Here is a 23,258-nt window from a genome sequence, read left to right as displayed (position 1 = left end):
TCCGCTCAGCGCAGGCTGTCGCGGACCCGCGTCGCCAGCGCCACCGGGTCGCCCTTCGGGGTCACCGGGTAGGAGTCCCGGCGCAGGTTCCAGGCGTTCTCCCAGGCGAACCAGTCGATCGCGGCGGGCGCCCGCCCGGTGACCAGCGAGGTCTCCAGCGCGTCCAGGTAGGTGGACCAGCGGGGCGCGTAGAAGCCGGACACGAGTCCCGACCACTCGCGGTTGGCGTAGTCGTGCAGCCCGGCCTCGCTGCCCGCCCGGTGCCCCCAGGTCGTGACGAGCGAGCGGGCGTCGAACTCCAGCGTCGCCCGCTCCGCGTCCGAACCGCCCCACGAGCGGGCGCCCTCCAGCCACGGCCCGAGCAGGAACCGCCGGTCCGTGGCGAGGACCTCGTCGAGCAGCGTCATGGACCGCCGCCACTCCGCCGCCCCGGCCCGGAAGGCGGTCAGGTCCTTCGCCTCGTACGCTGCCTTGATCTTCGGCAGCAGCACCCGGCTGCGGTTGGTGAGCGCCTGCCGCGCCGTGTCCACCAGGTCGAAGCGGTACGCGTCGGTGGACCGCAGCGCCGGGGCCACCTGCAGCAGTTCGGCCAGGGCCTGCTCGACGGTCGCCGCGTCGTACCGCATCGACTTCGGCCCCCAGGAGGCGGAGGTCCGCACGGTGAGGCTGGGGCGGGCGGTGAAGAGGCTGTCCTGGGACTCGCTCCAGCCGTTCGACGCGGTGCCGTACGGGCCCTTCCGCAGCCACTCCCACGCCTTGGCGGCGTGCGGGTCGGGGGAGCCGTAGCGGCGGGCCGCGTACGCGGCGAACCAGTCGGCGTGCTCGATCGGGGCATCCCGCCAGGCCAGTTCGGTGAAGAGGGAGAAGGTCACCGGGTTCGCGGAGGTCGCCTCGGGGAGGAAGGCGATCCCCTGCAGCGCGCTGTCCCGCTTCTTCCGCCACGCCTCGAACCGGTCCGTCCACACCGAGGTGTTGGCGCCGATCGTGGTGTGCCCGCCGAAGTTGGGGATGGTGCCGAAGGCGTACGGCGTCCCGGACCAGGCGGTCTCACGGTCCAGGTTGTCGTACCGGTCGGAGAGCCCGTCCACCACGAGCAGCCGCGAGGTGTCGACGCCCGCGAGCAGTTCGGCCTTCGGGTTGCGCTGCCAGCCGAGCAGCACCCAGGTCGAGCCCGGCCGCGCGTCGTCCAGGGACGTCATCACCCGGGCGGCGGCCTCGCCGACCGGCACGTCACCCGGGTTCCCGCCCTCGTGGAGGAGGTCCATCTTGTACATGGTGGTGGTGCCGAGGAGCCGCGCCTGGTGCCGGTAGAAGGCGGCGGCGACCCGCGGGAAGAGCGGCCCGCGCGGATCGAGCCAGTCCGGCCGGGTGAAGCCGATCCACCGGCCCTGCGGCACGACCCGGCCCTCCGGATTGCGCGCCGTGAAGCCCGGCGGCACCGTGCCGAAGTACCCCGGCAGCACCGGCGTCATGCCCAGCTCCCGCAGCCGGTCCACGATCCGCTTGCCCAGCGCCGCCCGGCGGGAGATCAGCTGCTCGGTCATCGGGCCGCCGAACGACGACATGTTCTGCATCAGCCACCACGGCTGGTGCGCCGGCCCGGGGATCCACGCCCGCAGCTCCTCGTCCGTGTAGCCGAACTCCTGGAAGGCGGCGTGATAGGCGGCCTCGGCGCCCATCTGCACGAACACCTCGTTCACCCCGTGCAGGGCGAGGAGGTCGATCTGGCGTTCGTACGCGGCCCAGTCCCGGTACGCCCCCGAGTAGCCGTCGTCCGTGTCGTTCAGCGCGAACCGGTGCGGCACCGACGCCGACTTGGTGACCGTGCCCGACGGGGCGGGCAGCCGGGCCGGCAGCGCCGACAGGCTGTCGCCGGGCGAACCGAGGTCCACGCCCACGGTGTAGGAGAGGTACCAGTGCACCCCGCGCAGCAGGACGGCCGGCGTGGTGCCGGTGACGACGATCCGCCCCGCCGTACCCGACACGGCGAACCGGTCGCCCCCGCCGTCGGCCGGCACCAGGACCAGGTCGAACTGGCGCGCGTGACGGGGCAGCAGCCGCGCCAGCGCGGCCCGCGCCGCGCCCACCGAGTACGCCCCCGCCGGGGCCCCGGCCGCGCCCGCGACCGGCACCGAGGGCTCCGCCGCGGCCGGCACCGAGGAGGGCAGCGCCGTCAGCACGGTGGCGCACAGGGCGAGGGAGCACGCCGAGCGGGCGGCCCAGGACCGCGCACGGGAAATGGGAGGTCTCATGGTCGGCTCATCCCCTCGTCAGGACCTATGGCGATCATGAACTGACCGCCCGTCATATGGGAGACGCCGCCGGGACCCCGGTCAAGGACGACACGCTCCGCGCGCCCCTTCCCCGACCCCGTACATCTGTCCGTCGAACACGCCCCGACCTGCGCGTCGGAACGGGCGCCCCTCCGCTCCAAGACCACCCGAACTGCTTGGGAGAATGCCGTTACACACGGCCCGTTCCGGCGTACGCTGGAGCTTTCGTGGGGTGATCGCCCCGGCGCCCCGACCGTGCGCCGGGCGTGCGCCCCCTGTGTGGGGGTGGAACGTGGCACGACAGGACGGCAGGCAGGCCCGCCAGGGCTTCGGCCTCTTCGAACGCGAAGCCGCGCTCGACGCGGCCGAGGAGGCGCTCGACCTGCTCACCGGCCTCGCCGACGAACCCCCGTCCCCGCCCGTGAGCGTCCCCGCCCCGCGCGACGCCCGCGTCATCCCCCTCCACGGCCGTACGGGCTCCGCCGAACAGCGCCCCGAAACCCCCACCGCGCAGGGCGGCGTCCTCGTCTACGCCGCCCCCGCCGGACTCGGCAAGACCACCCTCCTCGCCGAGATCCGCCGCCGGGCCGGCGCCCGCGGCTGCACCGTCCTCTCCGCCCGCGGCGGCGACCAGGAGCAGCGCGTCGCCTTCCACGTCGCCCGCCAGCTCCTCCAGCCCCAGCTCGCCCACGCCTCCGACGCCGAACTCCGCGAACGGCTCGGCTCCTGGTACGACATCGTCGGCCCCGCCCTCGGCCTCCGCGCCGCCACCGCCGGCTCCCCGCCCGACCCCCAGGGCCTGCGCGACGGCCTCGACTGGGTCCTCACCCACCTCGCCGTGCGCCGCGCCCCGCTCGTCGTCGTCCTCGACGACGCCCACTGGGCCGACCCCGAGTCCCTCGGCTGGCTCGCCTCCTTCGCCCCGCGCGCCGAGGACCTCCCCATGCTCCTCGTCGTCGCCTACCGGCCCGACGAACTTCCCGACGAGGGCGCCGAATTCACCGGACGCCGGTCCGGACAGCGCCCGCACGGCCTGGCCCCGCTCACCGCCGAGGCCGTCGCCCGGCTGGTCCGCGACCGGATAGGGGCCCACGCCGACGACGCGTTCTGCCACGACTTCTGGACCGTCACCGCCGGCAACCCCTTCGAGACCGTCGAACTCGCCGCCAAGGTCCGGGACCGTGGCCTCGACCCCACCGCCGACGGCGCCCACGAGCTCCGCGACCTCGCCGCCGCCCTCAAGGGCAGCGGCCTCGTCCAGCGCCTCGAACGGCTCGGCACCGCCACCGTCCGCCTGGCCTGGGCCTGCGCCGTCCTCGGCACGGAGATCTCCCCGGCCCTCGCCGGCGCCCTCGCGGGCCTCGGCGACGAGGCCGTGGCCGACTGCGCCGAACGCCTCCGCGAGGCCCGCGTCCTCGCCGCCCCCAGCACCCCCGACGGCCCCCTCGAATTCGTCCACCCGCTGATCGCCAGCGCCGTCTACCGCGCCATCCCGGACGCGATCAGGGTCGCCTTCCACGGCCAGGCCGCCTGGTGCGTCATCGACGCCGGGCTCGGCCCCGCCGCCGCGGCCCGCCACCTCCTGGAGACCCACCCGGAGGGCGACCCGTGGGTCGTCACCCAGCTCCGCGCCGCCGCCCGCGAGAACCTCCGGGCCGGCGCCCCCGACGCGGCCCGCCGCCACCTCGCCCGCGCCCTGCGGGAGCCTCCCACCGCCGACGAGCGCGCCGCCGTGCTCTTCGAGCTCGGCTCCGCCTCGCTCCTCACCGAACCCGCCACCACCGTCAACCACCTGCGCGCGGCCCTGGAGGAGCCCATCTCCGACCCGGTCCTGCGCCAGGGCATCGTCTACCGCCTCTCCCAGGTCCTCGCCCACAGCGACCGGCTCGTCGAGGCGTCCGAACTGCTGGAGAGCGAGAGCCGCCGGACCACCGACGCCCGCAGCCGGCTCCGCATCCAGGCCGAGCGGTTCATGTGGGACGCCCTCCGGTCCGACGAGCCGGAATCGCCGGCCCGCTCCCGCCGCCTGGCCGCCCTCGCCGACCGGCTCCCCGGCCGCGACCTCACCGAGCGCTACATCATCGGCATGCGCGCCTGGGACGCCACCCTGCGCGCCGAACCCGCCACCGTCGCCCTCCGCCACGCCGAGCGGGCCCTCGAAGGCGGCCTGAGCTGGGCCGACGAGAGCCGCGGCTTCGAGGTTCCGGTCCTCGTCGCCCTCATCCACCTCTACGCCGACCGGCCCGGCCGCGCCGAGGAGCTCTTCGCCGCCGGCACCGCCGAGTTCGAGAAGCAGGGCTGGCGCGGCGCCCACCTCTCCTTCGCGTACACCCTCCTGGGCTACATCCGCTTCCGCCGCGGCCGGCTCATGGAGGCCGAGGACTTCGTCCGCGCGGGCCTGCGCCTCGCCGAGCGCGTCGGCCCCCGCACCCCCGCCCTCTGGTACGCCACCGGCGTCATGATCGAGGTCCTGCTCGCCCGGGGCCGTACCGACGAGGCCGAGCGGGTCGCCCGCGAGCACGACTTCGGCGAACCCTTCCCCGCCACCGTCACCATCCCCGACTGCGAGACCGTCCACGCCGAACTGCTCCTCGCCACCGGCCGCGCCGAGGAGGCGTGCGCCGCGCTGACCGACATCGGCCGCCGGCTGGAACCGCGCGGCAAGCGGAACCCGTCGTGCAGCCCCTGGCAGCTCTACCTCGCGCTCGCCGAGGCCGCCACCGGCTCCCCGGCCAGGGCGCTCGCCACCGCCGAGGACGCCGTCGCCCGCGCCCGCCAGTACGGCGCGCCCTCCGCGATCGGCCAGGCGCTCCGCGTGACCGCCGAGGTCTCCGAGGGCGCCGAGCGGATCAAGCTCCTGGAGGAGTCCGTCGACTGGCTGGACCAGTCCCCGGCCGCGTACGAGCTGGCCCGCTCCCTCGTCGCCCTCGGCGCCGCGCTCCGCCGCACCGAACGCCACGCCGAAGCCGCCGAGCACCTGTACCGGGGCCTGGAGACCGCCCAGGACTGCGGCGCCGACGGCCTGGTCGAGGAGGCCCGCGCCGAGCTGGCCGCCGCCGGACTGCGCCCGCGCGCCCTGCACACCGCCGACGGCAACTCGCTCACCGCCCGTGAGCGGGCCGCCGCCCGGGCCAGCGTCCGCGGCCTCGACGCGGCCACCGTCCTCGGCGTCGACCCCACGACCGCCGCCCGGCTGCTCTCCTCCGTCTACCGCAAGCTGGGCACCGACCGCTCCGGTCTCGCGCACGCCCTGGGCGACACCGTCGAGCCGGGGACGGCAGAGACGGCCGAGACGGCGGCCGGCCCGGCGGATCCGGTGGACTGAGGCCGCCGGGCCCGCCCGTGCGGCGGCGGAAGGACGGCACCCGGCGCCGCGCCGCGCGCCCGGGCACGTACCATGGCCGTATGTCCTTCCTCCGCCGCCGCAGCGCCACTCCCGCTGGCCCGGACTTCGACGTCCTGGCCATGGACCCGGGGGACTGGCCCGGCAATCTCGGCGCCGGTCTGCTGCCCGCTCCCGACGGTTCCTGCCAGGGCGTCTTCCTGCGCTACGACCTCTTCGGCGGCCGCGGCCCCGCGATGATCATCGGCAACCTCCCGGAGGGCTCCCCGGCCCGGGAGCTCGCCGACGGCCAGATCCCCTTCGAGGTGGCCCAGCTCCTCGCCGCCCTCGAGAACGACGAGCCGGTCGAGGTGCTCGACACCGAGGACGTCCCCGTGATGCAGGGCGACAACCTCCTCATCGTGCGCCGCCTCAAGCTCTCCGAGAGCCGCATCTCCTGCGTCCAGTTCGACCGCAGCGACAACGTCCTGGTGACGATCGCCAGTTGGGACCGGCCGATCACCGACGACCTGTACGCGCTGCTCAAGCCGCTGCCCGCCGAGCTGTTCCAGCAGGGCTGAGCGGGAGCGGGGGCCGATGAGCGCACGCGTCGACGCCTGGATCTGGGCGGTCCGGCTGACCAAGACCCGCTCCCAGGCCGCCGCGGCCTGCCGGGCCGGGCACGTCAAGGTCAACGGCGAGCGGGCGAAGCCTGCCCAGTCCGTGAAGCCGGGTGACGAGGTCCGGGTCTACGTGGCGGGCCGGGAGCGGATCGTCGAGGTCAAGGAGCTGCTGACCAAGCGGGTCGGCCCGCCGGTGGCCGCCGAGGCGTACGTGGACAACAGTCCGCCCCCGCCGCCGCGCGAGCACGTGGCCGTGGCCGCCGTCCGCGACCGCGGCGCGGGCCGCCCCACCAAGCGCGAACGCCGCGAGATCGACGAGCTGCGCGGCCGCGGCTCCCGCTAGACCGCTGGACCGCTGAACCCGTCGAAGGGCCGCCCCTCAGACCCCGGGGCGGCCCTTCCCGTGTGTCAGGACGGGACCCCGGCGAAGGCGGTCGCGACCCGCGCCGCCGTGGTGCCGAGCCCGCGCGGCGTGGTCCAGTCGGGCACCGGGACGGTCTCCTCGGCGCGGTCGCGGAGCAGCGGGGTCCCGGCGCCCGCGTGGACGTCCCCGGCGCCGTACCGCCGCACGCTGCGGTGCCAGTGCAGCACGCCCGCGAGCCAGTCCTCCAGCTCCCGCAGCCGCGCCTCGAAGGCCGCCCTGCCCTCCGCGTCCAGGCCGAAGTGGGCGTACAGCAGCGGGACTTCACGCTGCTTCAGGTGCTCGTACTGGCGCAGCCGGCCGCACATCAGCTCGTGGACCATCCGGGCGGCGGTGTCCCGGTCGACGTCGAAGAACTTCTCCAGGACGAGCACGCCGTTGTGCAGCTCGCCCTCCACCTCCACCTCCTTCTGGTACGAGAAGAGGTCGTTGACGAGCGCCCCGTAGTCCGCCACCGCGTTCTCCAGCGCGCGGACCGTGCCCGAGCGGAAGAGCTCCGGCGGCAGGGCGCCGTCCTGCCGCAACCGGCCCATCAGCATGGTCAGTTCGGAACCGAAGGTGCTGCGGCGCATCTCGACGTAGTCGACGGGGTCGGGCACGCGGTGCTGCGCCTGGTTGTGCAGCTCCCACATCCAGCTCTCCAGCATCGCGTCGAGCGACGTCCACAGCTCGGCCCGGGCCTCCGGCCGCATCGGACCCGCGGTCCGCGCCCACACGTCGGCGAGCGAGCGCTCCAGCGGGTTCACGGCGAACCCGGCGGCGGAGGCGGGGTCGTCGACCGGCAGGCACGCCTTCAGCCGCTCGGTCTGGGCCCGCGCGCCCGCCAGGTCGCGCGGCCGGCCGAAGACCATCGGGTAGTAGTCGTCGGCGTAGGTGCCCCAGGTCAGCCAGAGGGCGCTGAGCTCCAGCTCCTCCAGGGTGGCGTCGGGGTCGAGGCCGGCCGAGCAGAGCGCGAGGTCGAAGCCTGCCATCAGCGGCCGGTCCCAGATGTCGTCGAGCAGCCCCATGGCCTCGGCCCAGTCCTCGGAGCGCCGCTTGGCCTCCTGGTGGTGCGGGCTGAGCGTGAGCGGGTAGCGGAGGTCGAAGTCGGGGAGCGCGAGGGGGCCGACGGGCTGGTGGGGGGTGTGGGTGAGGCTCCGCCGCCGCACCTCGGCGGACCGGCCGCCGAGCAGGGTGCGGATGTCGAGGACGCCGGTGCCGAGGGCGGGGGTGCCGGCGGTGGCGTCGACCATGCCCTCGTTCATGTACCGGCTGGAGCGCATGTGCCACTCGTGCCCGCCGGACTGCCAGTCCTGGAGTCCCTTGGTGTACGCGCCGATCGCCGCGATCTCCAGGGGGGTGAGGCGCTCCTGGACGGCCAGCGCGGGCACCTCGGTGAGGGCGGTGTTCTCGAACTGCTGGACCCGTGAGGTCAGCAGGTCGTTGACGGCCTCGGCGGCCTCCTGGGTGGAGCAGCCGAGGAAGTGCTCCAGGACGAGCACTCCGTTGCTGTTCTCGCCCTCGTCCTCGACCTCGCGCTGGTACGAGAAGAGGTCGTTGCGCAGGTGGACGGCGTCCGAGAAGGCGTCGCGGAGCACCCGCAGCGGCCGGGAGCCGGCGACCCGGTCGGGGACCTCGGCCCCGGCGGCGTACTCCACGAGCCCGGCGGACCAGGGGGCGCCGCCGACCTTGCGGCGCATCTCGATGTATTCGAGGGGGTTCGCGATCCGGCCGTCGTTGATGTTGTCGAGCTCCCAGAGGGACTCGTAGAGGAGGGCCTCGGTGGCCTCGGCGAAGCGGCGCCGCCAGCCGTCGGACATCGCGGGGACGGTCCGCCGCCACAGGTCGGCGAGGCCGGCCTCCACCGGGTTGACCGGCTCGGGCATGCCGTCGAGGGATCCGGCGGGCATGAAGGCCGGCAGCCGGTCGAGGTACTCCTTGCCGCCGTCCCGGTCCTGGGTGCGCTTGAAGACCTCCAGGAAGTGGTCGTCGAAGAAGAAGACCCACGTGTACCAGTCGGTGACGAGGTTCAGCGCCTCCTCGTCGCAGTCGGGGTGGGTGTAGGCGCAGAGCAGCGCGTAGTCGTGCGCGTCGAGGTCGGCCGTCTCCCATACCCCGGAGCCCTCCAGCATCCCCATCGCGCGGGCCCAGTCCCGGGTGTGCGTCCGGGCCGCCTCCACATGGGGGTTGAGGCGCGCCGGATACGGGACATAGAAATCCGGCATGGCGAAGGGCTGAGGCATGTGCGGACGGGCCTTTCCGGTGGAGGGGTGCTGTTCCGGCCCAGCTTTACCCCTGCTCCGGGCACCGAACCCCGGGTCGGAAATAGTCGTATGAGCAGAAGAAAGGGTGGTACCGGAGGGGAACCCCGGCACCACCCCACGCCTTTCGGCCAACCCGGCTCAGCCCTGCGAAACCCGCACGTCAGCGGCCTTCACGAAGGCGATGCGATGGCCGAACTGGATCTGGTAGTACTCCTCCTGGCCACGCACCACCCGATGCCCGCTGCTGTCGAACACGGGTGCGTAGTAGTACTCGCCGGGCGTCTTGTGACCCACCACGTACCGCTGCCCCGCGAGCAGCCGGTACGGCAGCGGCGACACCGCCTGCACCGGCACCCCCGCCGGATACGCCGACGCCTCCGGATAGGCCCGCCCGTACACCGGCACCTCCGTCAGGCCCTCGCGCGGCGTCAGCACCTGACCGCGCGCGTCCACCGCCGTCGGCGCCGCCGCCGGGTTGTGGAACCACGCCTTCTGCCCGAGGTACCAGATCGCCGTCCAGTCGCCCCGGCGCTCCGCCACCGCGTAGCTCTGCCCCGTCGACGCCCGCGCGCCCGTGTCGTTGACGCCCGTCGTGGAGTCCTGCCCGCCGGGCCGCAGCCCGATGTCCTTCACCAGGGGCGCGTCGGCGCTCGGCGCGGTGTGCAGGCGCACGGCACCGCTCCCGTGCGGCGCGCACGCCACCCCGGCCGTCGCGCACCCCGTGTAGACCGGCCGGTTCTCCCCGTACGCCGGCCGGATCGTCACCACGCCCGCCCGCGGCCCCGCGCTCGGTGTCAGCGGCCGGCCGAGCAGCCGGAAGTAGTGCGCCCAGTCCCAGTACGGACCCGGGTCGGTGTGCATGCCCCGGATCGACGATGTCACCGTCCCCGGCACGTTGTCGTGCCCGATGACGTGCTGCCGGTCCAGCGGGATGTCGTACCGCTGCGCCAGATACCGCACCAGCCGGGCCGAACTCCGGTACATCGCCTCCGTGTACCAGGAGTCCGGGGCCGTCAGGAAGCCCTCGTGCTCCAGCCCCACGGACTTCGCGTTGACGAACCAGTTCCCGGCGTGCCAGCCCACGTCCTTCAGTGGCAGGTGCTGGGCGACGTGCCCGTCCGAGGAGCGCAGCGAGTACTGCCAGGAGACGTACGTCGGGTCCTGCACCAGCTTCAGGGTGACGTCCCAGGTCGCCTCGGTGTCGTGGACGACGATGTAGTCGATCGACTGGGAGACCGGCCGGTCCGCCTTGTCGTGGTTGCCGTAGTCGCCGTCTCCGAACTCCTCGTACGGCGCCGGGATCCACTCGCACGCCACCGTCGTCGGGCACTCCACCGGGCCGCGCTCCGGCGCCCGCAGCCCGAGCGCCGCCACCTGGCCGGTCTCCGGCGCCACCGCCGGAGCGGCCTCCAGCGCCACCCGCTGCCCGCTGTCCGTGACCCGCGCCTCGCCGGTCCGGATCACGTCGAAGACGTCGTTGGCGTACGCCGTCGCCGTGGCCGCGTCGTCCGCGCCCGAGTAGCGGGCCACCGCCCCGTACCAGTCGGCCGGGTCCGCGCTCGGCGCGAGCCCCGCCTCCCGCTGGGCCGCCGCGAGCAGCGCCGCGCCGCCCTCGATGTTCGCCGCCGTCGAGGTCCGCAGCTCCTCCGCCGGGATCCCGGAGAGCGCCGACGCCCGCTCCAGGGTCCGCAGCCGGGCCGGCAGCTCCTCCGGCGCGGGCGGCGCCGCCTCCGCCCCGGTGCGGGCCGGCCGGGCGGCGTCGCCGCGCGCGTCCTCGCCGTCCTCCGAGTGGTGCGGCACGGAGCGGGCCAGCGCCGTCGCCGCGTCGGTCAGGTGCATCGGCCCGTAGCCGCCGGTCACACTGGGCGCGCCGGCGTGCCCGTCCCAGCGCGACTGGAGGTACGAGACGGCGAGCAGCACGCTCTGCGGCACACCGTGGCGCTCGGCCGCCGCCGCGAACTGGCGCTGGAGCGAGTCCGCCACCGGCGCGTCGGCACCGGCCGGTGGCGCGCCCGACAGCAGCGGCAGGAGCAGGGCCGCGGACGCGGCGACGGAGAGCACACGTCCTCGGGACGCGGAACGGAGCAAGGCAGCCTCCAGGGGCGGGGGGGTGACACGGGGGCGTGCGGGACCGAACCCGTACAGGGGTAGCGGCTCCCGGACCATCCGTCAATCACCCCTCGCCGAAGGCGAGTTCCCACGTCAGCGCGGTGACGCCGGCCGGACGGGCCGACTTTCGCGGTGACGGCCCGCCCACCGGCGGCGCGTCGGTGGTCTCGACCAATGAGGCCCCGGGGAACGGCGAAGCGCCGCACTCCCGGTGTGTCGGCACCGGGTGCGCGGCGCACACCCCCGTCTCACGGCCGGGACGTCAGCGCGTCCCGACCGCCGCGCGCACGGCCCGCCGTGCCATGGCGCAGTCGTCGTGCAGCCGCCTCAGCAGCAGCCGCTGTTCCTCCCCGGGAGCCAGCGCCCCCGTGGGCACCGGCACCGTGCCCGCCGGCGGTGCCTCCTTGATGGTCCGCTGCACCGCCGTCTCGTACGTCCGGATCTCCCGCGTCAGCACGATCATCAGGTTCACCAGGAAGGCGTCCCGGGCGGCCGGGCCCTGCTGCTGTGCCATCTGGCTGATCTGGCGGCGCGCCAGCGGGGCGTCACCCAGCACCGCCCACAGCGTCGCCAGGTCGTAGCCGGGCAGGTACCAGCCGGCGTGCTCCCAGTCGACCAGCACCGGACCGGCGGGGGAGAGCAGGATGTTGGAGAGCAGGGCGTCACCGTGACAGAACTGCCCCATGCCCTGCCGGCCGCCCGCGTGGGCCAGGCCGTGCAGCAGCTTCTGCAGGTCGTCGCGGTCACGGTCGGTGAAGAGCCCCAGCTCGTGGTAGCGGGCGATCCTCGCTCCGTAGTCCAGCGGCGCGTCGAACGTCCCGGCCGGCGGCCGCCAGGCGTTGAGCCGGGCGATCGCCCCGAGCGCCGCCCGCACGTCGGACCGCGGCGGGGCCTCCACGGGGTGGCGCGAGAGCGCCGCGGCCCGTCCGGGCATCCGCTCGATGACCAGCGTGCAGTTGTCCGGGTCCGCGGCGATCAGCCGCGGCGCGCGCACCGGCGGACGGTGGCGTACGAAGGACCGGTAGGAAGCTATCTCGTGCCGGAACCGCTCGGCCCACGCGGGCGAGTGGTCCAGTAAACACTTCGCCACGGCCGTCGCGCGTCCGGTCGTCCCGACGATCAGGACGGACCGGCCGCTGCGCCGCAGCACCTGCACCGGGTTGAACTCCGGGCAGATCCGCTGCACCGAGGCGATGGCCACCTTCAGCTGCGCCCCCTGCGGCCCGGACAGGTCGATCCTGCCGCTCATCTGGGCACCGGGTCCGGTGCCGGTCCCGGCCGCCCAGGAGCGGGGCCGGGCGCCCCGCGGCGCGGGGGCGAGATACGGTCCGGCACCGGCCGGCACCAGGCGGGTCCCCGGCCGGGGCGGGACGGACACGGAGGACGATGCTGTGTACATGGAGGTGACAGATCCCTTCGTGTGCCGACGAATCGCGTGCGTCGCCCCCGCCCGCCCCCGGTCCGCACCCTGGGGAAAATGAGGGCCGGTCGACGGGGCGGGGTGGCGCATACCTACCTGACACCCGCGCGTGGGTAGCGGAACACTGAGCGCACCCTGGCGAACCCTGGCGAATAGTCGCCAGCCCTATGACAGGGGGCTACTGTCAACTCAGCCGAGAACCTGGGGGCTTAGACGTGACAGGACAGACCAACACCCGCCTGGCGGACCTCTTCGGCCTCGCCGGCTGGTCCAAGGGCGAACTCGCGAGACTGGTCAACCGGCAGGCGGCGGCCATGGGCCACCCCCAGCTCTCGACCGACACCTCGCGGGTGCGGCGCTGGATCGACAAGGGGGAGACCCCGCGCGATCCCGTTCCCCGGGTGCTGGCCGCCCTGTTCACCGAGCGACTCGGTCGTGTCGTGACCATCGAGGACCTCGGGTTCGTACGACGCGGGCGTGCCGGAACACGGCAGGCCGTCAGGAACAAGGACGAGAACCCTGACGGCATGCCCTGGGCTCCCGACCGTACGGCTGCGGTCCTCACCGAATTCACGGGAATGGACCTCATGCTCAACCGACGCGGCCTGATGGGCGCGGGCATCGCGCTCACCGCCGGATCCGCACTCAACAGCTCCCTGTACGACTGGCTCAGGACCGAGCCCTCCCGCCCCGCCGCGGCCCCCCGGGCCACCGATCCCCTCCACGCCGACCCCGCCGGGTACGACCGCTACGAGGCCGCCCCCATCGGGTCGGAGGAGATCGAGGCGCTGGAGCGCTCCGTCGAGGTCTTCCGCGCCTGGGACGCCTCCCGGGGCGGCGGCCTCCAGCGCAAGGCCGTGGTGGGCCAGCTCAACGAGGTCGGCGGCATGCTGGCCTACCGCCACGCCGAGCACCTGCAGCGCCGCCTGTGGGGCGTCGCCGCCAACCTCGCCGTCCTGGCGGGCTGGATGTCCCACGACGTGGGCCTGGAGCCCACCGCCCAGCGGTACTTCGTCATCGCCGCCCACGCGGCCCGCGAGAGCGGTGACCGCCCGAGGGCCGGCGAGGCGCTCTCCCGCGCCGCCCGCCAGATGGTCCACCTGGGCCGCCCCGACGACGCCCTCGACCTGATGAAGCTCGCCAAGTCCGGTGCGGGGGAGCGGCTGCTGCCGCGCACGCAGGCGATGTTCCACACCATCGAGGCGTGGGCGCAGGCGTCGATGGGCCACGGCCAGGCGATGCGCCGCACCCTCGGCGAGGCCGAGGACCTCTTCGTCTCCGACCGGCACGAGAAGACGCCGAGCTGGATGCAGAGCTTCGACGAGGCCGACATGCACGGCATGCAGGCGCTCGCCTACCGGACCCTCGCCGAGCACGACCCGGCGGCGGCGGTCACCGCGCAGCACCACGCCCGGCTCGCCCTGGACCTGCGGCGCGACGGGCACGACCGCTCGAAGCTCTTCGACCACATCTCCATGGCCTCGGCCTGCTTCATCGCCGACGACCCCGAGCAGGCGGACCGCTACGCGCGGCTCGCCCTGATCTCCATGGGCGAGACCTCCTCGCACCGGACCTGGCACCGGCTGCGCGAGATGTACCGGCTCACCGGCCAGTACGCCGGCTACTCGAAGATCGAGGACCTGCGGGCCGAGCTGGAGGTCGAGCTGCCGCGGTCGCCCGAGGCGCCGCGGTCGGGGCTGATCTGAGCGCCGGTACGACCCCGGGACGCGTGACGCGGACGGACGGACAGGGCCCACCGGCCCGTGCTCCGGCCTGCCTTGAGCACGCCTCCGTGGACGACTCCTCGTGCGGGTTCTCGTGCGGACTCCCGTCCCGGCGCGGGCCGGGGCTCAGGAAGCCGCCGCGGGCACCGGCTCAGGAACCGACGCGGACGACCATCACGCAGGCGTCGTCCTCGCGTGCCTCGTCGCCGAACTCCTCCAGGACCGACCGCAGGCACTCCTGCGCGTCCCGCGCCTCCGCGAGCCGGGGGGCGAGGGCGAGCAGCCGGGCGACACCGGCGTCGTCCAGGACGTGCACGCCCCGGGTCAGGCCGTCGGTGTGGAGCACGAGCACGTCCCCGGGGTGCAGCCGGGTCTCGGTCTCCTCGTACGCGACGCCCGTCGTCGCGCCGAGGAGAACGCCCTCGGGGCGGCGCAGCGGACGCCCCGTCCCGCCGCGGAACAGCAGCGGGGCGGGGTGGCCGGCCTGCGCCCAGGTGAGCGTCCGCTCCACCGGGTCGTAACGGCAGCACAGGGCGCTGCCCAGCGCGGGCTGGCCGGAGCTCTCCAGGAGCTGGTTGAGGTGGCCCATCAGGGCGCCCGGCCGGATCCCGGCCACGGCCATGCCGCGCAGCGCGCCGAGCAGCATCGCCATCGAGGAGGTCGCGGCCACGCCGTGGCCGGTGAGGTCGCCGACGGTCAGCAGCGCGTCGCCGGCGGGCAGCGCGAGGGCGTCGTACCAGTCGCCGCCGATCAGGTCGGTCGAGGCGGCCGGGAAGTAGTGCCCCGCCACGTCGACCGGGGCGGGTCCGCCGTGCGCGAAGTCGAGCGAGCCGCGCCAGGGCGGGAGGACCGCCTCCTGGAGCTCGACGGCGACCCGGCGCTCGGTGCGCTCGATCTGCCGGCGCTGCTCCAGGCGGTCCCGGCTCTCGCGGACGGCCTGCTCGCTGCGGCGCAGTTCGCTGACGTCCCTTAAGACGGCCCACATGGAGGCCGTGCAGCCGTCGGCGTCGAGGACCGGCTCGCCGGTCATGTGCACGGTGCGGATCTTGGCGTCCGAGCGGACGATCCGGAACTCCCCGTCGATCGGCCTCCCGTCGATCAGGCAGTCCGTCACCATCGCCTGGAGCCGCGGCTGGTCGTCGGGGAGGACCACCGTCGGCATCTCGTCGAGCGACATGGGGCCGCGCTCGCGCGGGCGCCCGAAGATCTGGAAGAGTTCGTCGGACCAGCTGACCTCGTCGGTCAGCAGGTTCCACTCGGCGCTGCCGACACGGGCGAGCAGCGAACCCGTGGCCGCCGCGGGCGCCTCGCCGTAGGCGGCGCCGGCCTCGCTGGTGAAGGAGTCGTCGAAGAGCGGCGTGCCCTCCTCGGGCGCGGCGTCCTCCGGTGCGGTGTGCTGCGGGGCCGGGAGCGTCACGGCCGGGGCGCCGTCGCGGAGCTGGCCGAACTGCGCCCGCAGGTCGTCGAGCTGATGCATCGCCAGATCGCAGAGCGCGCGCTGCCAGCGCTGCCGGGGATCGTCGTCATGGGCAGCGGCGTCCCGGCGGACGGCGTCGACCTCACCGCGCAGACGGCTCGTCTGCGAGATCAACGCGTCCACGGCGCCCGGCTCCGGAGGCTGGGCGGAATGGTCCGCGAACAGAGGGGACGGCATGTCGTACTCCGATACAGGCGCGGCGCGGCCCGGGTGGGAACGGGTCCAGGAGACGACTTTGGCACAGGGGCGGAGCGGCCGTAAGGGGTTTGGCAACACTCGATCCGGTGGTGCTTCCGGCATATGCCAAAGGCCCGGCCGTTATCGGCCACGACACAACGGGTTACGGTGCACGTGTGGTGAGCGACGAGGCGAACGGTACGGCGGGCGCGGTGGGTACGGACACGGGGGAGGCGGCGGCGGTGACTTCGGGCCCGGCCGGCACGGCGGTACTGCTCGCGGCGGCGCCGGCGGGACGCGGCCGCACCATGGACGCGGCCTCCGTGCTGCCCGCGCTCGCGGCGGTGCCGCCCGGCGTCCTCACCGGTACGGCGACCGCGACGCTCGTCGAACTCGCCGACCCCGTCGACCCGCAGACCGTCCTCACCCGGCTGCGCGCCGCCGCGCAGAGCCCCGGCCCGCTGGTCGTCTACCTCGCGGGCCAGCTCCACCTCGACCGCCGCCAGCAACTGCCGCACCTCGCGCTGGCCCGCAGCACCTCGGCGGCGCTCCGCTACACGGCCCTGCCCTGGCACTGGCTCGCGGAGGCGGCGGCAGCCCGCCCGGCCGGGACGACGACGATCGTCGCCGACCTCGTCGCCGACCCGGCGGCCTGGACCCGCCTCGCCACCGGCCCGGACCTGCTCCGCCTGAACCCGTCCCCGACGCTGTACGCCCGCGTCACCCCGCCCCCGCGGCGCGGCGAACGGGCCACCCCCGACTACCTCCGGGCCTGGGCCGACCAGTGGCGCGCCGGCGCCCGCGCCCCCTTCTCCGCCCTGCACCTGGAGGCGGCCGCCCGCACCCAGTCGCCCCCGTCGCTGTTCCTGCCGCTGCCGTCCGGCCACCAGGCGGCTCCGCCGGTACCGCGGGCGGGGGAGCGGGGAGGGGGGACGGCCGCGGCGACGGGTCCGGCGACGGCGGCGGCGCCGGGGGCGGGACCTGCACCGGGTGCCGTGCCCGTACCCGTACCCGTGCCGGGGGCTGCGCCTGTGCCTGTTCCTGCGGCTGTGCCGAGGCCGGTGCCTGTTGCGGATGCCGTGGCCGCGCCCGCGCCGGAACCGGTCCGCATCCCTGTTCCGGCGGGGCCTCCGGCCCCGGCCCGGGTTCCGCCCCTGCCCGTGGGGTACACGGCGGCTCCGCCCGTACCGGCGCCGGCCGAACTCGTGGACGCGGAGCCTGTTTCCGAGCCCGAGATCCGAGCCGAGTCCGAGCCCGAGATCCGAGCCGAGTCCGTGCCCGAGATCCGAGCCGAGTCCGTGCCCGAGTCTGTGCCCGAGCACGCGCCGGAGCCGGAGCGTGAGCCTGAGAGGGGCCCCGCGTCCGAGGAGGGGCAGGAGGCCGGGCCCGCGCCTGTGGTGGCGGCAACGGCCCCCGCCGCGCCCGGGTCCGCCCCCTCCGTCGTCGACGAGGACGAAGCGGCGCCCGGGACCATGAAGTTGGTGCCGTCCAGGGGGAAGGGGACGGCGGAGGCGGTGTCGGGGCGGGACATTCCGCCGATGCCGGCGGCTCCTCCCGTCGTGCGTCCGGCGGCCGTGGATCCGCGGCGGGCCGGGTACGGGCAGGCCGCGCCGGCGGAGCCGGTTCCGCACGATCCGCATCCCGCGATCCTGTCGGCCGCGATGGCCGGGCGGCACGCCGAGGCCGCGGAGATGGCGGCCGCGTGGGAGCGGGACGCGCTGCGGCGGTTCGGGCCCCGGTCGGCGGAGTCGGTGCACTGGATGGAGGTGCGGGCGGACCTCGCCCGGCTGGCGGGCGAGCCGGCCCGCAGCTGCGAGCTGTGGCTCGCGGTCGCCGAGGCGCGGCTCGGGCTGCGGCAGCAGCCGGACGACCGGGACGTCGAGGGGGCGGTGGACCGGGCGCACCACCAGTGGGAGCAGATCACCGATCCGGCCCGCGCCCGCGCCCTCGGCCCCACGCTCGTGGCGCTCCGCCGCCGTGTCCCCGGCCGCCGCCCCGGCGCCCTGGAGGCCCTCCGCCGCCGCATGCACGCCCGCTGACGCGGCTACGCCCGGGGCGGGTGCAGCGCGGCGCGGACGAGCGGTACATCGACGGCGGGGACGGCGAGCTCCCAGTACCGGTCGGCCGCTGCGACGGAGAGCAGACGGAAGACGGCCCCGTCGACCGCCAGGCTCCCCGGGCCGGTGTCCGGGCCCACGCCCCGGGCGTGGTTAGGGGCGGGCGGCCGGGCGCGCCCCCCCGCCCCGCCGCGGCGCCCCCCCGCCCCGCGCGCGGCCCGCCCCCCCGCCCCTTCAGGCGCTGCTGCCGCTTACGCGTCCTTGGACAGGTTCGGGCCCGTCTCGCCCGCCGCGACCGGCGGAGCGTCCGGCAGGGCCGACTTCTCCTCGCCGCGGAAGGTGAACGCGCGCTCCTCGCCCTCGCCCTCGGTGTCCACGACCACGATGTGGCCGGGGCGGAGGTCGCCGAAGAGGATCTTCTCGGACAGGGTGTCCTCGATCTCGCGCTGGATCGTCCGGCGGAGCGGGCGGGCACCCAGGACCGGGTCGTAGCCCTTCTTCGCCAGGAGCTCCTTGGCGGACTGGGAGAGCTCGATGCCCATGTCCCGGTCCTTGAGGCGCTCGTCCACGCGGCCGATCATCAGGTCGACGATCTGGAGGATGTCGTCCTGGGTCAGCTGCGGGAAGACGATGACGTCGTCCACACGGTTGAGGAACTCGGGGCGGAAGTGCTGCTTCAGCTCCTCGCTGACCTTCGCCTTCATCCGCTCGTAGTTGGACTTCGTGTCGCCCTGGGCCGCGAAGCCCAGGTTGAAGCCCTTCGAGATGTCCCTGGTCCCGAGGTTGGTCGTCATGATGATGACCGTGTTCTTGAAGTCCACGACCCGGCCCTGGGAGTCGGTCAGGCGACCGTCCTCCAGGATCTGGAGCAGGGAATTGAAGATATCGGGGTGGGCCTTCTCGACCTCGTCGAAGAGGACGACGGAGAACGGCTTGCGGCGCACCTTCTCGGTGAGCTGGCCGCCCTCTTCGTAGCCGACGTATCCGGGCGGCGAACCGAAGAGACGGGAAACCGTGTGCTTCTCGCTGAACTCCGACATGTCGAGGGAGATCATCGCGTCCTCGTCGCCGAAGAGGAATTCGGCGAGCGCCTTGGAAAGCTCGGTCTTACCGACACCGGACGGACCGGCGAAGATGAACGAGCCACCGGGACGCTTCGGGTCCTTCAGGCCGGCCCGCGTCCGCCGGATGGCGCGCGAGAGGCCGATGACGGCGTCCTTCTGGCCGATGACGCGCTTGTGGAGCTCGTCCTCCATGCGGAGCAGACGCGAGGACTCCTCCTCGGTCAGCTTGAAGACCGGGATGCCGGTGGCGGTCGCGAGGACCTCGGCGATCAGATCGCCGTCGACCTCGGCGACGACGTCCATGTCGCCGGCCTTCCACTCCTTCTCCCGCTTGGCCTTCGCGGCGAGGAGCTGCTTCTCCTTGTCGCGCAGGGACGCGGCCTTCTCGAAGTCCTGCGAGTCGATCGCGGACTCCTTGTCGCGGCGGACGCCGGCGATCTTCTCGTCGAACTCGCGGAGGTCCGGCGGCGCGGTCATCCGGCGGATGCGCATCCGGGAGCCGGCCTCGTCGATCAGGTCGATCGCCTTGTCCGGGAGGAAGCGGTCCGAGATGTACCGGTCGGCCAGGGTCGCGGCCTGGACGAGGGCCTCGTCGGTGATGGAGACGCGGTGGTGCGCCTCGTACCGGTCGCGCAGACCCTTGAGGATCTCGATGGTGTGCGGCAGCGACGGCTCGGCGACCTGGATGGGCTGGAAGCGGCGCTCCAGCGCGGCGTCCTTCTCCAGGTACTTGCGGTACTCGTCGAGCGTGGTGGCACCGATGGTCTGGAGCTCACCGCGGGCCAGCATCGGCTTGAGGATGCTGGCGGCGTCGATCGCGCCCTCGGCGGCGCCCGCACCCACGAGGGTGTGGAGCTCGTCGATGAACAGGATGATGTCGCCGCGGGTGCGGATCTCCTTGAGGACCTTCTTCAGGCGCTCCTCGAAGTCACCGCGGTAGCGGGAGCCGGCGACCAGCGCGCCGAGGTCCAGGGTGTAGAGGTGCTTGTCCTTGAGGGTCTCGGGCACCTCGCCCTTGACGATGGCCTGCGCCAGGCCCTCGACGACGGCGGTCTTGCCGACGCCGGGCTCGCCGATGAGGACCGGGTTGTTCTTGGTGCGGCGGGACAGCACCTGCATGACCCGCTCGATCTCCTTCTCGCGCCCGATGACCGGGTCGAGCTTGGACTCGCGGGCCGCCTGGGTGAGGTTGCGGCCGAACTGGTCGAGGACCAGGGACGTCGAGGGGGTGCCCTCGGCAGGACCGCCGGCGGTGGCGGCTTCCTTGCCCTGGTAGCCGGAGAGCAGCTGGATGACCTGCTGCCGCACCCGGTTGAGGTCGGCGCCCAGCTTCACGAGGACCTGGGCGGCGACGCCCTCGCCCTCGCGGATCAGGCCGAGCAGGATGTGCTCGGTGCCGATGTAGTTGTGGCCGAGCTGGAGGGCCTCGCGGAGCGAGAGCTCCAGGACCTTCTTGGCACGAGGGGTGAAGGGGATGTGCCCGGACGGGGCCTGCTGGCCCTGGCCGATGATCTCCTCCACCTGCTGGCGGACCGCCTCGAGCGAAATCCCGAGGCTCTCCAGGGCCTTAGCGGCGACACCCTCACCCTCGTGGATAAGGCCCAGAAGGATGTGCTCGGTGCCGATGTAGTTGTGGTTGAGCATCCGGGCTTCTTCCTGAGCCAGGACGACAACCCGCCGCGCGCGGTCGGTGAACCTCTCGAACATCGTTAATCGCTCCTCAGAGCGGTCAGTCAGTTAGGGGTCGATCCCCTCCCTGTCCTTCCGCAGCTTAGTCCCGCAAGCGGGGACCGCTCATTCCAACTGCCGACATCCGTCCGGATCACCCCCTTGTCCCTGGGGTGTCCCGCTGCCGAACAGCCGACAAATGCTCCAACTCGATGGTGCGAGACGATGTTCCCGCAGGCCAAGCAGTTACCCCCGCCTTGAGTACGCCGATGGCGAACGTGAGACGGCCCGGCCGTACGAGTCACCCCTCTCCACTAGGAATGTCTTACCCGTAGGGTCCGACACTCCATGCGGCACACCCGGGGTCCCTCCGCTACCAGCGAACAGAGTTGCGTCGTCGAATGCACTCGTACGCCCCATTATCGGACACCTCGGGTCCCCGGACCGGAACGTTACGTCACCCGTGGCGCCCGGGGCCGTAACCAACCCGGCTCCCCGGGAGTTCCCCGGACATGGCCTTCACCGTCCCGCTTCCCCGCTCGCCGCTCGACGGCGGACGGGCGCTCGCGCTCTGGTACGAGCGGGAGCTCGGCTGGGCGACGGTGCCGGGCCCGCCGGTGCAGCTGGTGACGGGGCTCCGCTTCGACGTGCTGGACACGCCCGCGGCGGCCGGCCGGGAGGTGCTGCGCAGGGTGGGCGCGGCGACGGGGCCGGTGGCCCTGATGGGGCGCCGGACGCGGTTCCTGGTGGCCGCGGGGGCCTCGGAGGACCTTCCCGGCCTGCTGGAATGGCTGGAGTGGGGCGGGATCTCACTGGATCTCGCGGCGCTGGGCGCCGACGGCCGGATGACCGCTCCCCTGCCTCCGGGGCGGGGTGGCTCCGGCGCGCCGGGCGCCGCCGTGTGGCTGCGGGCCCCCGTGCCGGGGCGCGAGGTGGAGTCCTCGCTGCCGGCGCCGAGGTCCGGGCCGTGGGGCCGTGCGGAGGCCCCGTGTCTGACGCGCCTGGTCGCCGCGGCCGCGGTGGAGTGCCATCGGCTGCGGCTGCTGAGCGCCCGGGCCGGCGGACCGGCGGCTCAGCGGGGGACGCCTCAGCGGTTCGCGTCCTCGTAGGCCGCCTTGACGTGGGCGGGAACGCGGCCGCGGTCGTTGACCTCCATGCCGTTCTCCTTGGCCCACGCGCGGATCTTCGCCGTGTCCTGGCTGCCGGAGGCGGCGACGCGGCCCTTGCCGCGGCCCGTGGTGGTGCGGCCGCCGGTGCGGCGCCCGCTCGTGGTGTACGGCTCGAGCAGGCCACGGAGCTTTTCCGCGTTGGCGGTGGTGAGGTCGATCTCGTAGGTCTTGCCGTCCAGCGCGAACGTCACGGTCTCGTCCGCCTCGACGCCGTCGAGGTCGTCGACAAGAAGGACCTGAACCTTCTGTGCCACCGGATTTCCTTTCATCGAAAATGCAGTACGCGGAAAGGAAACCGCTTTTCCCGGAAAAACACAAACCCCTGGCAGAGGTTCAGAACCCCGGCAACGCGGGAAACGTGCGCGATTCGGACATAGGGTTCCGCCAGGGGTTCCACCGGGGTTCCGCCGGGCTTCCGGTCACAGGTGCAGAAGCATCCGGCTGTTGCCCAAGGTGTTCGGCTTCACTCGTTCGAGACCGAGGAACTCGGCGACGCCCTCGTCATAGGAACGGAGGAGCTCGGCGTAGACATCTCCGTCGACCGGGGTCTCGCCGATCTCGACGAAGCCGTGCTTCGCGAAGAAGTCGACTTCGAAGGTGAGACAGAAAACCCTGCGCACACCGAGCCAGCGCGCGGTCTGCAACAACTTGGTGAGCAGCTGATGACCGATGCCGGCGCCCTTGAACTCGGGATCGACGGCGAGCGTGCGGACTTCCGCGAGGTCTTCCCACATGACGTGCAGGGCGCCGACTCCGACGACCTCGGCGTCCTCGTCGCGTTCCGCCACCCAGAACTCCTGGATGGCCTCGTAAAACGTCACCGTGGCCTTGTCGAGGAGGATGCCGCGGCGCGCGTACGGATCGACCAGGCGTCGCACGGCGGCGACGTCGGAGGTGCGGGCACGGCGTACGGTCACGGCTTTCGACATGGGGGGACGGTACCGCTAGGGGGCGGTCGGTTCCCCGCCGCCCTCCTCGGGCGCGGGAAGCGGGTTGTCGCGCTGGACGATGCGGATGGCGTCGTTCAGGGACTCGCGCTGTTCCGGGGACATCATCCCGAAGAAGGCAACCAGGGCGGCCGCGGGGTTGTCGCTCTGCGCCCAGGCTTCGTTCATCAGTGCGGCCGAGTAGGCGGCGCGGGTGGAGACCGCCGTATATCGATAGGCGCGGCCTTCGACTTCCCGGCGCACCCAGCCCTTCTGATGGAGATTGTCCATGACGGTCATGACGGTGGTGTAGGCGATGGAGCGTTCCTGCTGGAGGTCTTCCAGGACTTCCCGGACGGTCACCGGGCGGTTCCATTGCCAGACGCGCGTCATGACGGCGTCTTCGAGTTCTCCCAGGGGACGGGGCACGGACTCACCCTAGTGGGAGAAAGCGGGATTAACGCCCATTGATGGGCGTAGTGCGGCCAGAAGATGGCAAAAGGGGCGCCCCCCCCCCCACACGGGCGGGGCCCCCCGGGGGGCCCCCGAGAAACACGGGGGGGGCGGCCCAGCCGGGGGGGGGCA

General features: G+C 73.6%; 16 protein-coding genes. 6 read left to right on the top strand and 10 right to left on the bottom strand.

Features of this window, described 5'->3' with window-relative positions; genetic code table 11:
- Positions 1-5: 5 nt before the first annotated feature.
- A complete protein-coding gene (locus tag ACFW1I_RS18610) occupies positions 6-2,252 on the bottom strand; it encodes an alpha-N-acetylglucosaminidase (RefSeq protein WP_384670993.1) in 2,247 nt (748 codons plus the stop codon).
- Positions 2,253-2,565: 313 nt separating this feature from the next.
- Between ACFW1I_RS18610 and ACFW1I_RS18605 the strand changes: the two genes are divergently transcribed.
- The 3 genes from ACFW1I_RS18605 to ACFW1I_RS18595 all read left to right on the top strand — a co-directional run bounded on the left by ACFW1I_RS18605 (position 2,566) and on the right by ACFW1I_RS18595 (position 6,561).
- A complete protein-coding gene (locus ACFW1I_RS18605) occupies positions 2,566-5,598 on the top strand; it encodes an ATP-binding protein (protein ID WP_384670991.1) in 3,033 nt (1,010 codons plus the stop codon).
- 80 nt (positions 5,599-5,678) lie between these two features.
- Positions 5,679-6,176, top strand: a complete 498-nt coding sequence (locus ACFW1I_RS18600) for a hypothetical protein (RefSeq protein WP_031003943.1) — start codon at positions 5,679-5,681, stop codon at positions 6,174-6,176.
- A gap of 16 nt (positions 6,177-6,192) precedes the next feature.
- The gene (locus ACFW1I_RS18595; protein WP_384670989.1) at positions 6,193-6,561 is read left to right on the top strand and encodes an RNA-binding S4 domain-containing protein; all 369 of its coding nucleotides are present in this window, start codon (positions 6,193-6,195) and stop codon (positions 6,559-6,561) included.
- Positions 6,562-6,626: 65 nt separating this feature from the next.
- Here ACFW1I_RS18595 and ACFW1I_RS18590 read toward each other — a convergent pair whose 3' ends face one another.
- The 3 genes from ACFW1I_RS18590 to ACFW1I_RS18580 all read right to left on the bottom strand — a co-directional run bounded on the left by ACFW1I_RS18590 (position 6,627) and on the right by ACFW1I_RS18580 (position 12,390).
- On the bottom strand, positions 6,627-8,861 hold the full coding sequence (locus ACFW1I_RS18590) for a germacradienol/geosmin synthase (protein WP_384670987.1): 2,235 nt from the start codon (positions 8,859-8,861) through the stop codon (positions 6,627-6,629).
- A 159-nt stretch (positions 8,862-9,020) separates the two neighbouring features.
- Entirely contained in the window at positions 9,021-10,943 is a 1,923-nt protein-coding gene (locus ACFW1I_RS18585; RefSeq protein WP_384670983.1) for an N-acetylmuramoyl-L-alanine amidase, read from the bottom strand.
- A 310-nt stretch (positions 10,944-11,253) separates the two neighbouring features.
- Positions 11,254-12,390: an aminoglycoside phosphotransferase family protein gene (locus ACFW1I_RS18580; protein WP_384670981.1), complete on the bottom strand. Its 1,137-nt coding sequence runs from the start codon at positions 12,388-12,390 to the stop codon at positions 11,254-11,256.
- Between the two features lie 236 nt (positions 12,391-12,626).
- Here ACFW1I_RS18580 and ACFW1I_RS18575 point away from each other — a divergent pair, with 236 nt between their 5' ends.
- Complete coding sequence (locus ACFW1I_RS18575; protein ID WP_384670979.1) at positions 12,627-14,117, top strand: hypothetical protein; 1,491 nt, start codon at positions 12,627-12,629, stop codon at positions 14,115-14,117.
- A 169-nt stretch (positions 14,118-14,286) separates the two neighbouring features.
- Here ACFW1I_RS18575 and ACFW1I_RS18570 read toward each other — a convergent pair whose 3' ends face one another.
- A complete protein-coding gene (locus ACFW1I_RS18570) occupies positions 14,287-15,789 on the bottom strand; it encodes a PP2C family protein-serine/threonine phosphatase (protein WP_384670976.1) in 1,503 nt (500 codons plus the stop codon).
- A 176-nt stretch (positions 15,790-15,965) separates the two neighbouring features.
- On the opposite strand from ACFW1I_RS18570, the gene ACFW1I_RS18565 reads away from it, so the two are divergent.
- On the top strand, positions 15,966-17,828 hold the full coding sequence (locus tag ACFW1I_RS18565; protein ID WP_384670974.1) for a hypothetical protein: 1,863 nt from the start codon (positions 15,966-15,968) through the stop codon (positions 17,826-17,828).
- 5 nt (positions 17,829-17,833) lie between these two features.
- On the opposite strand, the gene ACFW1I_RS18560 is transcribed toward ACFW1I_RS18565, so the two are convergent.
- Both ACFW1I_RS18560 and ACFW1I_RS18555 read right to left on the bottom strand, forming a co-directional pair.
- Positions 17,834-17,986: a hypothetical protein gene (locus tag ACFW1I_RS18560; protein WP_384670971.1), complete on the bottom strand. Its 153-nt coding sequence runs from the start codon at positions 17,984-17,986 to the stop codon at positions 17,834-17,836.
- A gap of 111 nt (positions 17,987-18,097) precedes the next feature.
- Positions 18,098-20,617 (bottom strand): ATP-dependent Clp protease ATP-binding subunit, encoded by a 2,520-nt coding sequence (locus tag ACFW1I_RS18555; protein ID WP_384670969.1) that lies wholly within the window; start codon positions 20,615-20,617, stop codon positions 18,098-18,100.
- A gap of 473 nt (positions 20,618-21,090) precedes the next feature.
- On the opposite strand from ACFW1I_RS18555, the gene ACFW1I_RS18550 reads away from it, so the two are divergent.
- Complete coding sequence (locus ACFW1I_RS18550) at positions 21,091-21,687, top strand: SCO3374 family protein (protein ID WP_384670966.1); 597 nt, start codon at positions 21,091-21,093, stop codon at positions 21,685-21,687.
- Here ACFW1I_RS18550 and ACFW1I_RS18545 read toward each other — a convergent pair.
- From ACFW1I_RS18545 to ACFW1I_RS18535, 3 genes are all read right to left on the bottom strand, one after another.
- Positions 21,666-22,001, bottom strand: coding sequence for an Lsr2 family protein (locus tag ACFW1I_RS18545; RefSeq protein ID WP_384670963.1), 336 nt, complete (start codon positions 21,999-22,001; stop codon positions 21,666-21,668). The two genes, ACFW1I_RS18550 and ACFW1I_RS18545, sit on opposite strands and share 22 nt — an antisense overlap.
- A gap of 165 nt (positions 22,002-22,166) precedes the next feature.
- Positions 22,167-22,676 carry an amino-acid N-acetyltransferase gene (locus ACFW1I_RS18540; protein WP_031006417.1) on the bottom strand — a complete coding sequence of 170 codons (510 nt, stop codon included), beginning with the start codon at positions 22,674-22,676 and terminating at the stop codon, positions 22,167-22,169.
- A 15-nt stretch (positions 22,677-22,691) separates the two neighbouring features.
- Complete coding sequence (locus ACFW1I_RS18535) at positions 22,692-23,102, bottom strand: BlaI/MecI/CopY family transcriptional regulator (RefSeq protein WP_384670960.1); 411 nt, start codon at positions 23,100-23,102, stop codon at positions 22,692-22,694.
- Between the last annotated feature and the right edge of the window lie 156 nt (positions 23,103-23,258).

Origin of the sequence: Streptomyces sp. NPDC058955, assembly GCF_042741435.1 — a bacterium.
In the GTDB taxonomy this organism is placed as follows: Bacteria; Actinomycetota; Actinomycetes; order Streptomycetales; family Streptomycetaceae; genus Streptomyces.
Note: the sequence above shows the minus strand (reverse complement) of the source record. Positions and strands in the feature narration are given on the sequence as shown.

Bases quoted from the DNA above. Each gene is read 5' to 3' on its own strand.
- ACFW1I_RS18570 (WP_384670976.1), bottom strand. From the start codon at position 15,789: ATGCCGTCCCCTCTGTTCGCGGACCATTCCGCCCAGCCTCCGGAGCCG.
- ACFW1I_RS18590 (WP_384670987.1), bottom strand. From the start codon at position 8,861: ATGCCTCAGCCCTTCGCCATGCCGGATTTCTATGTCCCGTATCCGGCG.
- ACFW1I_RS18610 (WP_384670993.1), bottom strand. From the start codon at position 2,252: ATGAGACCTCCCATTTCCCGTGCGCGGTCCTGGGCCGCCCGCTCGGCG.
- ACFW1I_RS18550 (WP_384670966.1), top strand. From the start codon at position 21,091: ATGGCCTTCACCGTCCCGCTTCCCCGCTCGCCGCTCGACGGCGGACGG.
- ACFW1I_RS18595 (WP_384670989.1), top strand. From the start codon at position 6,193: ATGAGCGCACGCGTCGACGCCTGGATCTGGGCGGTCCGGCTGACCAAG.
- ACFW1I_RS18600 (WP_031003943.1), top strand. From the start codon at position 5,679: ATGTCCTTCCTCCGCCGCCGCAGCGCCACTCCCGCTGGCCCGGACTTC.
- ACFW1I_RS18580 (WP_384670981.1), bottom strand. From the start codon at position 12,390: ATGTACACAGCATCGTCCTCCGTGTCCGTCCCGCCCCGGCCGGGGACC.
- ACFW1I_RS18555 (WP_384670969.1), bottom strand. From the start codon at position 20,617: ATGTTCGAGAGGTTCACCGACCGCGCGCGGCGGGTTGTCGTCCTGGCT.
- ACFW1I_RS18540 (WP_031006417.1), bottom strand. From the start codon at position 22,676: ATGTCGAAAGCCGTGACCGTACGCCGTGCCCGCACCTCCGACGTCGCC.